This window comes from Alteromonas sp. RW2A1 (assembly GCF_001886475.1).
Taxonomy (GTDB): Bacteria; Pseudomonadota; Gammaproteobacteria; order Enterobacterales; family Alteromonadaceae; genus Alteromonas; species Alteromonas hispanica.
In genome coordinates, this window is the sequence record NZ_CP018031.1 from 1 (window position 1) to 12,383 (window position 12,383).

The following is a 12,383-nucleotide window of genomic DNA, read 5'->3' on the forward strand; positions in this document are numbered from 1 at the left end:
CAACTTACACTCTCGCGAATATTTTATTTTACCTTACCTAATCCTGTCGATGTTAAGTTCAACCATTCTTCAACGACGTGCTTTTGGTTTTTCGCGAACAAAGGGAGCTAACTACGTACCATGTCCTTATGGAATCAATGTCTTGAGCGCTTGCGTCAAGAGCTACCGACGCAACAATTCAGTATGTGGATTAGACCGCTTGTTTGTGATGAGCAACAAGGTTACGTGGCGCTCTATGCCCCGAACCGTTTTGTACTTGATTGGGTGAGAGATAAGTATTTAGATAATATTACTGGTTTGCTAAGAGAATTTGCCGGTGCCGATGCTCCACAACTTCATCTCGAAGTAATGACGCGTCAGCGCACTAATGTAAATACAAATTCAGCGCCAAGTAGCAATCATCAAAATTCAATGCAGCGGAACGCGCCTGTACAAAATTCTACACCACAGAATACATCGCAAAGCCAATCGTTTTCCGCTTCTTCAAATAGTGCTCAACAGTCAACTCAGAATCAAAGCGCAAATTACGAACCTAATAATGAATACGCGAATTCTAATTCGGGTAATCAAAGTAGTCGCAGCTACCATGAGCAGAATAGAGCGGCCAATCAGGCTGCTGCTCCTCGCAGTCAGCCTTCGCCAAAGGTTGTTCCTATTCCAGAGGCCATGAAACACAAGAGCAATATCAATCCAACCTACCAGTTTGATAATTTCGTAGAGGGTAAATCTAACCAATTAGCGCGCGCAGCGGCTACTCAGGTTGCTAATAATCCAGGTGGTTCTTACAACCCGCTATTTATTTATGGTGGAACTGGTTTAGGTAAAACCCACTTGTTGCATGCTGTTGGTAACGGGATTGTAGCGAATAACGGTGATGCAAAAATCGTGTACATGCATTCTGAGCGTTTCGTTCAAGATATGGTAAAAGCACTGCAAAATAACGCTATTGAAGATTTTAAGCGCTTTTACCGTTCTGTAGATGCTCTGCTAATTGATGATATCCAGTTTTTTGCTAATAAAGAGCGTTCTCAAGAAGAGTTTTTCCATACCTTTAATGCTTTGTTAGAAGGTAACCAGCAGATCATATTAACCTCAGATCGATACCCCAAAGAGATCGATGGTGTAGAGGATCGCTTAAAATCGCGATTCGGTTGGGGTCTTACTATTGCGATCGAGCCGCCAGAGCTTGAGACTCGAGTGGCGATCTTAATGCGCAAGGCGGCAGAAAACCGTATTCATCTTCCTAACGAAGTGGCGTTTTTCATTGCGAAGCGGTTACGCTCAAATGTACGTGAGTTAGAAGGGGCGTTAAACCGTGTTATTGCTAATGCAAATTTCACTGGCCGACCAATTACTATCGACTTTGTGCGCGAAGCATTGCGTGACCTTTTAGCTTTACAAGAAAAGCTCGTCACTGTTGATAATATTCAGAAAACCGTGGCAGATTATTATAAGATAAAGGTAGCTGATATTTTATCAAAGCGAAGAAGCAGAAGTGTGGCTCGTCCAAGGCAGGTTGCTATGGCATTAGCTAAGGAACTCACTAACCACAGCTTACCAGAGTTAGGTAATGCCTTTGGTGGAAGAGACCATACTACTGTACTCCATGCTTGTAGAAAAATAGAGCAGCTAAGAGAAGAAAGTCATGATATAAAAGAAGACTATAAAAACCTCATTAGGACATTGTCTTCCTAAATAATACGACCTTAGAGGCGAGATAGCACTGCAATGAAATTTACTATAAGCCGCGAACAGTTTTTACAACCCCTCCAACTGGTGTCTGGTGCTGTAGAGCGTAGACACACGTTGCCTATTTTATCTAACGTTCTGATAAAAGTTAGCGAAGGTGCTTTATGGCTAACCGGCACCGATTTAGAGGTTGAGCTCATTTCTAGTATTAAGCTTGAATCTGAATTTACCGAAGGGGAAATAACAGTACCTGCCAAGAAGCTCTTTGATATCATTCGTGGCATTTCTGAAGGTACAGACATCCACTTCTCTATTGATGGCAGTAAAGCACTTATTAGAGCAGGGCGCGGTCGTTACACGTTATCAACGTTGTCTGCCAATGACTATCCAAATCTAGAGGACTGGGAAGGTGAGGTTGAGTTTGAGCTATCTTGCAGCGACCTTAAACGTCTTATCGATTCCACTAGTTTCTCAATGGCTCAGCAAGACGTGCGTTATTACCTAAATGGTATGTCATTAGAGACTGAGGAAAATGTCATTCGAACTGTGGCTACTGATGGTCACAGGCTTGCTCTTTGTCGTCTTAACTATGAAACTGCCTTACCCGCTCGCCAGGTTATAATCCCTCGTAAAGGGGTGCTAGAAATATCTCGATTAATAAGTGATGACGATAAGTCATTAAAGGTACAGATTGGTGCAAATCATCTTCGTATTTTTTCAAATGACTTTATCTTTACGTCAAAACTAGTAGACGGACGTTTTCCTGATTATCGCAGAGTACTTCCGCAAAATGGTGATAAAGAGATTATTGCGAGTAAGGCCGTGTTGAAAGAAGCATTTTCTCGCGCAGCGATTTTATCTAACGAAAAGTTTAGAGGCGTGCGTTTAAATCTTGCAACTGGCGAACTTAAAATTACTGCCAATAACCCAGAGCAAGAAGAGGCTGAGGAAAACGTAGACGTTCAATACGAAGGGGACGATCTTGAAATCGGGTTTAACGTTGCGTACCTCATTGATGTACTGAATTCACTAAGTTCTGACATGGTTAAAGTGAGTCTGTCTGATTCAAATGCAAGTGCGTTAATTGAAGACAATGCCGACGATGCAGCGCTGTATGTCATTATGCCGATGCGTCTGTAGTTGAGATTATAGAGCATCTCGCATAGACATCATTTTAGGGTCCACTGCATCATTAATTCTGCTATTGATAAAGCGGTACATTATTCAACAATGTATCGCTTTTGTTCCCTTTAGAGGTCTACTATGAAATTAGACCAGGTTCAAATTGCGAATTTTCGTAATTTGACGTCTATTAGTTTTGCACCGTCTCCCGCTCTCACCATTATACGAGGTGTTAACGGCAGCGGAAAATCATCTCTTATTGAAGCGCTCTATTATCTTGGTTTTGGTAGGTCCTTTCGCACAAATAAACACAGCGCTGTCATTCAGCATGAAAAAAATGAATTTAGCGTGTTTGCAGCCTGTCACAATGAGAGTGGTGAAAAACAAAAAATTGGCTTTCAGCGAACGCGTGGAGACCAATTCACTTGTAGCATCAATGGTGAACATTCTAAAAAATTGTCAGATTTAGTGAGCTTGGTGCCTATTCAATTGTTTACACCCCAGAGTACCGATTTAATTATAGGTTCTCCTTCTGAGAGACGTCGATTTTGTGATTGGGGATTGTTTCACGTGAAACATGAGTTTTCATCGGTTGCGAATCAGTACGCTAAGTTCTTGAAGCATAGAAATGCGTTGTTGAAGCAACAGGCTAATTTATCTGCACCTGAAAACCAGTATTGGGAGAGCCAGTTTGCACTACTTGGTGAGCAACTTACCGAAATAAGGGAAGAATACCTACAGTCGTTAACCCCAATCTTTGAGAAATACGCCAAAGAATTCTTGCCAACCTTTGAAGTAAAACTGAGTTACTATAAAGGGTGGGAAAAAGATGCTTCTTTATGTGAAAGCCTAGTTAAAAAGAAAGAGTATGATGGTAAAATAGGACATACTTCTTCTGGGCCACACAAAGCTGATGTTAAGCTTAAAGTGAACGGTGTTAATGCCCAAGAGCTGTTATCCCGAGGTCAGCTTAGAATGGCTGTCGCGGCATTACAAATGTCACAAACAGAATTATTTAATACCTCTACAAATAGAAAAAGCATTTTTCTGTTAGATGACGTCGGTGCTGAATTAGATGCCGACAAAAGAGAACAATTTATTGACGGGTTATTACGAATGGACACGCAGGTTTTCGTTACTGCAATTGAGTCCACTCAACTCGAATTTATACAAAAATATAACGAAAAGAAAATGTTTCACGTGGAACATGGAAACGTGAAAGAGGAGTAAAAGCTAGTATGTCAGAAGAGAACAACTACGACTCGTCCAGTATTAAGGTACTTAAAGGATTAGACGCTGTAAGAAAACGTCCGGGTATGTACATTGGTGATACCGATGACGGCACCGGTTTGCATCACATGGTTTTCGAGGTAGTCGATAACTCAATCGACGAAGCCCTTGCTGGACACTGTTCTGAAATCGTCGTACTCATACACAGTGACGGATCTGTTTCTGTATCTGATGATGGCCGAGGAATACCAACAGAGCTTCATGAAGAAGAGGGTGTTTCTGCCGCAGAAGTAATAATGACCGTTCTGCATGCTGGCGGTAAGTTTGACGATAATTCGTATAAAGTTTCTGGTGGACTCCACGGTGTTGGTGTTTCTGTTGTAAATGCACTTTCAAGCCGGCTCAAGTTACGCATCCGTCGCGGCGGTAAAGCACATGAGCAAGAATATAAGCATGGTGTTCCACAAGAACCACTAGCCGTAACTGGCGATACAGATAAAAGTGGAACAATGATCCGTTTCTGGCCAAGCGAAGAAACATTTACCAATACACTTTACCACTACGAAATTCTCGCTAAACGATTACGCGAACTTTCATTCCTGAACTCTGGTGTATCAATAAGGCTTAAAGATGAAAGAGATGGTAAAGAAGACCATTTCAAATACGAAGGCGGTATAAAAGCGTTTGTTGAATACCTTAATGAGAAGAAGACGGCTATTCATCAAAAAGTATTTCATTTCAGTGCCGAACGTGAAGATGGTATTAGCGTTGAAGTGGCTATGCAATGGAACGATAGTTTCCAAGAAAACGTATTTTGTTTTACCAATAATATTCCTCAGCGCGATGGCGGAAGTCACTTAGCTGGTTTCCGTGGTGCCTTAACGCGTACGTTAAATAACTACATGGAGAAGGAAGGATTAAACAAAAAAGCAAAAACCAATGCCAGTGGCGACGATGCCCGAGAAGGATTGACCGCAGTAATCTCGGTTAAAGTACCCGATCCTAAATTCAGCTCACAAACAAAAGATAAGCTAGTTTCTTCAGAAGTTCGCCCTGTCGTAGAATCAGCGATGAACGAAAAACTTGCTGAGTTTTTATTAGAAAACCCGTCTGAAAGTAAAATTATTGCGAACAAAATTATTGACGCAGCACGTGCCCGTGAAGCAGCACGTAAAGCGCGTGATATGACTAGAAGAAAAGGCGCTTTAGATTTAGCGGGACTTCCAGGGAAACTGGCGGATTGCCAAGAGAAAGATCCAGCACTGAGCGAACTTTACATAGTGGAGGGTGACTCGGCTGGCGGTTCTGCCAAACAGGGTCGTAACAGAAAAAATCAGGCTATTCTTCCTCTTAAAGGTAAAATCCTAAACGTAGAAAAGGCACGCTTTGATAAGATGCTTTCTTCACAAGAAGTAGCAACGCTTATCACCGCGCTTGGTTGTGGCATAGGAAGGGATGAATATAACCCTGAGAAGCTACGCTATCACAGCATCATAATCATGACCGACGCGGACGTGGACGGCTCTCACATCAGAACGCTTCTACTCACGTTCTTCTATCGTCAAATGCCTGAGATTATTGAAAGAGGTTATGTGTATATTGCGCAACCACCTCTTTATAAAGTGAAGAAAGGTAAGCAAGAGCAGTATCTTAAAGACGACGATTCACTGACAAATTATTTAACGTCAATCGCTATAGACGGCGCTTCGTTACATACTAGCTCTGATGACCCAGGTATTACTGGCGTTGGGCTTGAAAATCTTGTTAAGCAGTACCAGCAAGTTGAAAAAATGATTACTCGAATGAAGCGAATCATGCCTCAATCTATGCTTTATAGAATGCTCTATACGCCGACTCTTGATGTACAAGATTTGAAAAGCGAAGATGCGCTGGAGAATGTTGCTAAGCATTTTGTTGCACAATTAACTGAACGCGAAAATGACGGCGCAACATACCGTTATGAAATCAGACGCGATCAGGAGTTAAGCGAATACTACATTACAATTATCATGCGTATGCATGGTATCGACTACGAGTATATTATTGATAGAGAGTTTATCGATTCTAATGAATATGCACGCCTACGTGACTTAAATCTTGCGATTAACGATATGATGGGGCCGGAAGCTTATATTCAACGCGGTGAGCGTAAGCAACCTGTTGACTCATTCAAAGCTGCGCTAGATTGGTTAATGAATGAAGCGAAGCGTGGTCAGTACATTCAACGTTATAAAGGTCTAGGTGAAATGAATCCTAGTCAGCTTTGGGAGACAACCATGGACCCAGAAAGTCGCCGAATGCTTCAAGTTACCATTGAAGATGCGATTGGCTGTGACCAGTTGTTTACTACTCTAATGGGTGACCAGGTCGAGCCAAGAAGAGAGTTTATCGAAGCTAACGCGTTGAAAGTGGCAAACTTAGACGTATAGAAGATAATTTGTGTGTGTGGGATCTCATAATTGTTTCCAACTTGTCTCACATTGTTTCCATGAGTTCTCATAATTAATGCAAAAGGCGCCTCATTTCGATGCGCCTTTTTTTGTTTTTATAACCTAAGTGCAGAAGGCTTTTTTTAATCTAACAAAGTTTCAAATAGCATATGTTCTACTACGGGTTGTTTCATTCAAATAACTGATGAGCGCCGTTTGAACCTTCGAATTTGTTTTAGTGGTCGGATAGTAATACACTTATTTCAATAAGATGCCGAAGGGCAAGTTGGGTTCTTAATTGTACGGTAACAGAAGAGCACATTATGACGACTAAATGGATATTAGCTGTACACGCAATTTCAGCTTTACTTATCAGTAAAGCGTTTGCACAAAACGATACGCTAGAAGCCTCACTATCGCTTTCACAATCATTTCAAAGTGCGGGCTCAAATTTCAACGCTGATGCTCATGTTTCATCAATTGAGTTGTCGCATCCGCTTACTCACGAGGTCACAAACGATTTTCGATTCAGCAGCGACTTATCATTAGGCGTTAGCTACGTAGACGCGTCAGCAAGTTATCTTAATGATACCAGTGACGTGTTAATTGAAATCTGGCTGAATAATACACTTCTGTTTCCTCAAGACGACGGCTTCTCTCCTTTTGTTGCCGCTGACGTCGGGATTATCAACGGCAATAATTCACAATTGACAAATGACGGGGCGGTTGTCCGATTACACGGTGGATTTGAGTTAGCTCCTGCTTCTTCGAATATTTCTTTGCGGTTTTCTGGCGGGGTTCAAAAATGAATAAATGGTACAATGTCTGCGTAGCTATACTTTTTATGCAAACGGTAAGTGGAAGCATCAGTGCGAATGAAAAAGTAACTGGCCAAAATCTCATGAACCTTTCGCATGAACCTATTAAAAGTAATATCACTGTACAGACAAACGAATTTGGTGAACTCTGGTTGCCAGTTGAGATTAACAACCTGTCGGGAAAGATGCTGGTCGACACAGGTTCTTCTGGCTCAGTATTTCGACAAGATAAACTATCTGTTTTGGAAGACTTCACTGTGCTACAACAACGAACGGGGTATGGTACAGGTACTACGGAAAGTAAAGTCGAATCCACCCTTATTCAGCTTGAGAATTTTTCCGTTGCTGGAAAGGCACTCGAAATCAAACAGATAAGTAGTCATGTTTTCGGACATGGCGGCGATGAATATTTAGGGATTATTGGTCTCGATGTCATTAAAGAGTTATCTGCTGGCCTGCTTATATCTCAAGAAGATGTTCAACTATTGGGAAGCACAACAGCGTATCAGAGAAGATTTTCAGTTCCCCTTTACAAATCAGATTTTGGGTTGCTTTACTTCAAAACTGAAATCAATGAAAAAGAAGTTGGTTTGATCGTTGACTCTGGCTCTCAATACACGGTGATTGACGCGAGTGCGACGGAAGGTTTAGAAATAAAAACTCAGGTTTTAGAAGGGCAGTATGCGACGGATGTTCAAGGGAACACTATTCCGATCTCTATCACACCGGAAATTTCGTTGAAAGTGGGTGGCAACACGGTATTTACCAGTCCCTTGTTAAGTACTTCTCTCTCGTCAGTTTTAGACAATGATAAATTTGAATTTAATGTAGTCGGTGTCATAGGCATGGCGAATCTTCAACAAGCAAAAACACTCATCGATTTCTCGACAAACACGCTTCACTTTTTAGAATAACTTCGTTGAAAATAAATATTTCTTGTTGCATTTTTGTACTTTCACTGCTTTGGTCGAATAGCGAACTTCTTCGCAACAACAAACTGAAGGATTAAGTAATTTGAAGAAGTTAGAGCGATTGAAAAGTCAAGTAAATCTTGAGAATAAGCCAGTTGGTAAAAATATCGCTTCAGATATGTTGACAAAAATCGCTAGGGTGGTGGATGGGGTCAGCTATGGACAAAAATTCACTTCTAGTCTAGCGACTCATAACAAGCTCGAAAACTATTTCTTATCATGCTCTGCTCGTCACAAAGTCGCGGAGATTTTTAAATTAAGAAGCTATAAAATCTTTAGCGTGCAAGAAAATAATTCACAGTACTATCCCATGCTTTTAGAAGCAATTATGAGAATCTTTGCGGAATTTAGAAGAGATTATGAGATCCCACAATTTGCAAAGTAAGTATTAAAAATAGAAAGGCGATTTATTGAAAATCGCCTTTTTTGTGTCTATTGAACCAAAATTGCTTTCGCTAAAGAGCCTTATGGACAGCGTGTTTAGAAATAAACAGGTGCTCGAAATAGTTTCACTCGTGCGTGACCGTCCACTAAAGAAAAATGTCTAGCGCTGACAATCGTAATGTACCTACAACTTACTCACTGTCAGTGCCACTTCTTTTTCCCCTGCTTCACGAACAGTGAATCGATAGGTGCCTGTAGAAGAAGGAGTAAACTGAAGGTTTTGTGAACTTTGCTCGCAAACTAAATATACTGTTGAAGATAGCATGACAGGCTGGCCCTTATACTTGCCACCACAGCTCTGTGAAGGCGACCATTTTTCATCTGAAAGTCTGAAGTCATAGGGCTGGCCATCGGCAATTAATTCAACATCAACGAACCATCCACTGCTATTTTTCATAAAACGATAATTAGGGTTTGCTTCCCACCAATTAAATACACCTCTCAGGTAAAGGTTTTTAAACTGAATTACCGGTGCAGAAGGGATAATTTCGGGGATGTTAAAACCACTTTTACTTGAGCATGCAGTTAAGGTTAAACAACAAAATAATACTGAAATTAGCTTTTTCACTCTTACTCCAAAAAAAAGCCCAACGGTACCGCTGGGCTTTTGTTTAATGAGATTTTAACTCACTAACTTTGCCTAAGACTTCGCAAGTATTGAAATATCTGCGGTAGTAAGGAAAAGTTGCCTTAAAAGTGTCAATAACGCAAGTCTGTTTTGCTTTACTGGTTCATCTTCTGCCATCACCATTACATTGTCAAAGAAGCTATCAATGGCTTCTCTCAGCGTGGCTAAGGTAGTTAAAATCAGCGTATAGTCTTGCTGTGCTAACGCACTAGTTACTTTTTGCTCCGACGCAACCAATGCCTCGTAGAGTGCTTTTTCAGACTCTTCAGTTAACAAAGCTGTCTCAATATTTACTGAGGTACCAGTATCGACATTTTGCTTTGAAAGAATATTGGCAACTCGCTTGTTTGCTGCTGCCAATGCCTCTGACTCTTCAAGAGCTTTGAACTGCGCTACAGCATTAACTCGAGCTAGGTAATCTGAAGGCTTGGTAGGGCGCTTAGCGGCAACTGACTGAATAACGTCAATTGCAACCAGCTGATCTTGCAGTAGCGCATTAAAACGGCCTAATACAAAGTCTACTACCTGCGTTTTAGTGTCTTTATTAGATAACTTATCTCCGTATACATCTATTGCCTTTTCAACAAGATCGTTTAGGTCGAGTGGCAGTGATAGTTCGGTGATAATACGTAGCACACCTATGGCTGCGCGACGAAGCGCAAACGGGTCTTTATCGCCCTTTGGTAATTGGCCTATACCGAATATGCCCGCAAGGGTGTCTAACTTGTCTGCAAGCGCTACAGCGGCGCTAACACCGTTGCTTGGAAGCGTATCACCGGCGAAGCGAGGTAGGTACTGCTCATAGAGTGCCTGCGCAACATCAGTGTCTTCTCCATCATTTAACGCGTAGTATTTACCCATCACGCCTTGTACGTCAGGGAATTCCATTACCATATTTGACATAAGGTCAGTTTTTGCTAAGAGGCCAGCACGACTCGCGTTTTCTTCGTTCGCATTAATCTTCTTAGCAATAAATCCAGACAGTAGAGAGATACGCTCTGACTTTTCTTTAAGTGTTCCAAGCTGCTTTTGAAACAGAACTGAGGCCAAACTGTCTAGACGGCTTTCTAAAGAAACCTTTCTATCGCTGTTGTAGAAAAACTCAGCATCGGCAAGGCGAGGGCGGATAACCTTTTCATTCCCAGAAACAACTTGGGTCGGATCCTTACTTTCTATATTACTTATGAACAAAAAGGTATTTACCAAGTCGCCATTTGCGTCAAGAAGCGGTACATATTTCTGATCGTCTTTCATTGTATAAATCAGAGCTTCTTTTGGCACAGACAAAAAGCCTTCATCGAAACCAGCCTTGAGCACTACTGGCCACTCAACGAGCGACGCGATTTCCTCTAGAAGTTCTTCATCATAATCTGGCGTCAGAGATAATTCAGCCGCGGCGTCTTCTAATATTTGACGGGTTTTATCTTTACGAGCATTGAAGTCCGCAATAACATACTGTGTTTCAAGAGCCTTTGCATAGTTATCCGCGTGGTCTAGTTCAAATCGTGCTTCACCATGGAAACGATGTCCTTGAACTGTTCTTCCGCTTGAAAGGCCGAGCGCTGTGATATTGATAACTTCACTGCCATAAAGTGCGCAAAGAGTGTGTACAGGGCGAATGAATTGCGTTGAATAACTTCCCCACCGCATAGGTTTTGGTATTGGCAATTTGCTTATAGCTTGATTTACCAGCCCCTCTAATAATGCGCTAATGCTTTGTCCTGCGACATGAGCCTTGTGGAGCAGCCATTCACCTTTGTCAGTTACCAGACGTTCTGCATCCGCAACATCAATACCGTTGCCGCGAGCCCAACCTTGTGCAGCTTTTGTTGGATTTCCATCTGCATCAAATGCTGCAGATACTGCAGGGCCACGCTTCTCAACCGTCTTATCCTCTTGACTCTCTGCCAAGTCTGAAACGTATACAGCTAAACGTCTTGGTGCCGCAAACCAATTTACGGAACCAAAGGGAAGGTTAGCGCTGCTCAGTGCCAACTCGAACTGCTGTGCGAAAGCTTCACCTAGAGACTTTAACGCTTTTGGCGGAAGTTCCTCGGTTCCTAATTCAATTAAACAATTTTCCGTGCGCACGTCTATGCCTCCTTACTGCAAAGTGGAAAGCCTAATGCTTCTCTAGCTTGGTAATAACTTTCTGCACAGGCTTTTGCCAACGTGCGTACTCGTAAAATATAACGTTGACGTTCAGTAACAGATATTGCGTGTCGCGCGTCTAACAAGTTAAATGCATGAGATGCTTTCATTACCTGTTCATAAGCAGGAAGTGGCAGGTTGTTTTCAATTAAAACGTTACTTTGCGCTTCACATTCATTGAATGTTCTAAACAATGCATCGACATTGGCATGTTCAAAGTTAAAGGTAGACTGTTCTACTTCGTTTTGATGGAAAACATCACCATAGGTAACTTTACCTAGCGGACCGTCAGTCCATATTAAATCGTAAATACTATCAACGCCTTGAACGTACATAGCTAGGCGCTCAAGACCATAGGTGATTTCACCAGTAACCGGTTTACACTCAAGCCCACCGACTTGCTGAAAATAAGTAAACTGTGTGACTTCCATACCATTAAGCCATACTTCCCAACCTATACCCCAAGCACCAAGGGTAGGTGACTCCCAGTTGTCTTCTACAAAGCGAATGTCATGAACTAGCGGATCGAAGCCTAGCTCTTTTAAAGAGCCAAGGTACAGTTCTTGAATATTGTCTGGTGAGGGTTTCAGCATGACTTGGAACTGATAATAGTGCTGAAGGCGATTCGGGTTCTCACCGTAACGGCCGTCTGTGGGCCGACGACACGGCTGAACATAGGCGCTGCTCATCGGCTCCGGCCCTAGCGAGCGCAAGAAGGTCATAGGGTGGAAGGTACCTGCACCCACTTCCATATCTAAAGGCTGAATTATTACGCAGCCTTGTCGCGCCCAGTAATCTTGAAGCGCTAGAATTAACCCTTGAAAGGTTTTAATGTCGTATTTCTGCATACATCCGCTGCTTATTGGTTAACTGACTAAAATAAAGATGGGATAGTATACAA

The 12,383-nt window shown here is 42.0% G+C and carries 10 protein-coding genes; 7 read left to right on the forward strand and 3 right to left on the reverse strand.

Annotation, left to right across the window (positions count from 1 at the left end; all coding sequences use genetic code 11):
- Nucleotides 1–120: 120 nt before the first annotated feature.
- From dnaA to BM528_RS00035, 7 genes are all read left to right on the forward strand, one after another.
- A complete protein-coding gene (gene dnaA, locus BM528_RS00005) occupies nucleotides 121–1,695 on the forward strand; it encodes a chromosomal replication initiator protein DnaA (RefSeq protein WP_071978128.1) in 1,575 nt (524 codons plus the stop codon).
- Between the two features lie 33 nt (nucleotides 1,696–1,728).
- Entirely contained in the window at nucleotides 1,729–2,829 is a 1,101-nt protein-coding gene (dnaN, locus tag BM528_RS00010; protein ID WP_071978129.1) for a DNA polymerase III subunit beta, read from the forward strand.
- 123 nt (nucleotides 2,830–2,952) lie between these two features.
- Complete coding sequence (recF, locus tag BM528_RS00015) at nucleotides 2,953–4,041, forward strand: DNA replication/repair protein RecF (RefSeq protein WP_071978130.1); 1,089 nt, start codon at nucleotides 2,953–2,955, stop codon at nucleotides 4,039–4,041.
- 8 nt (nucleotides 4,042–4,049) lie between these two features.
- The gene (gene gyrB / locus BM528_RS00020) at nucleotides 4,050–6,470 is read left to right on the forward strand and encodes a DNA topoisomerase (ATP-hydrolyzing) subunit B (protein ID WP_071978131.1); all 2,421 of its coding nucleotides are present in this window, start codon (nucleotides 4,050–4,052) and stop codon (nucleotides 6,468–6,470) included.
- A 323-nt stretch (nucleotides 6,471–6,793) separates the two neighbouring features.
- Nucleotides 6,794–7,279 (forward strand): hypothetical protein, encoded by a 486-nt coding sequence (locus BM528_RS00025; RefSeq protein ID WP_071978132.1) that lies wholly within the window; start codon nucleotides 6,794–6,796, stop codon nucleotides 7,277–7,279.
- Nucleotides 7,276–8,202, forward strand: coding sequence for a pepsin/retropepsin-like aspartic protease family protein (locus BM528_RS00030; RefSeq protein ID WP_071978133.1), 927 nt, complete (start codon nucleotides 7,276–7,278; stop codon nucleotides 8,200–8,202). The genes BM528_RS00025 and BM528_RS00030 overlap by 4 nt, the downstream gene beginning before the upstream one ends.
- A 100-nt stretch (nucleotides 8,203–8,302) precedes the next feature.
- Nucleotides 8,303–8,644 carry a hypothetical protein gene (locus BM528_RS00035; RefSeq protein WP_071978134.1) on the forward strand — a complete coding sequence of 114 codons (342 nt, stop codon included), beginning with the start codon at nucleotides 8,303–8,305 and terminating at the stop codon, nucleotides 8,642–8,644.
- A gap of 183 nt (nucleotides 8,645–8,827) precedes the next feature.
- Here BM528_RS00035 and BM528_RS00040 read toward each other — a convergent pair whose 3' ends face one another.
- From BM528_RS00040 to glyQ, 3 genes are all read right to left on the reverse strand, one after another.
- A complete protein-coding gene (locus BM528_RS00040) occupies nucleotides 8,828–9,271 on the reverse strand; it encodes a hypothetical protein (protein ID WP_071978135.1) in 444 nt (147 codons plus the stop codon).
- Between the two features lie 72 nt (nucleotides 9,272–9,343).
- Complete coding sequence (glyS, locus tag BM528_RS00045; protein ID WP_071978136.1) at nucleotides 9,344–11,422, reverse strand: glycine--tRNA ligase subunit beta; 2,079 nt, start codon at nucleotides 11,420–11,422, stop codon at nucleotides 9,344–9,346.
- Nucleotides 11,423–11,424: 2 nt separating this feature from the next.
- The gene (glyQ, locus tag BM528_RS00050; protein WP_071978137.1) at nucleotides 11,425–12,330 is read right to left on the reverse strand and encodes a glycine--tRNA ligase subunit alpha; all 906 of its coding nucleotides are present in this window, start codon (nucleotides 12,328–12,330) and stop codon (nucleotides 11,425–11,427) included.
- Nucleotides 12,331–12,383 lie beyond the last annotated feature (53 nt).

What these genes read in the sequence shown, in the direction of transcription:
- BM528_RS00025 (WP_071978132.1), top strand. Translation starts at nt 6,794, where the DNA reads ATGACGACTAAATGGATATTAGCTGTACACGCAATTTCAGCTTTACTT.
- glyQ (WP_071978137.1), bottom strand. Translation starts at nt 12,330, where the DNA reads ATGCAGAAATACGACATTAAAACCTTTCAAGGGTTAATTCTAGCGCTT.
- dnaA (WP_071978128.1), top strand. Translation starts at nt 121, where the DNA reads ATGTCCTTATGGAATCAATGTCTTGAGCGCTTGCGTCAAGAGCTACCG.
- gyrB (WP_071978131.1), top strand. Translation starts at nt 4,050, where the DNA reads ATGTCAGAAGAGAACAACTACGACTCGTCCAGTATTAAGGTACTTAAA.
- dnaN (WP_071978129.1), top strand. Translation starts at nt 1,729, where the DNA reads ATGAAATTTACTATAAGCCGCGAACAGTTTTTACAACCCCTCCAACTG.
- recF (WP_071978130.1), top strand. Translation starts at nt 2,953, where the DNA reads ATGAAATTAGACCAGGTTCAAATTGCGAATTTTCGTAATTTGACGTCT.
- BM528_RS00030 (WP_071978133.1), top strand. Translation starts at nt 7,276, where the DNA reads ATGAATAAATGGTACAATGTCTGCGTAGCTATACTTTTTATGCAAACG.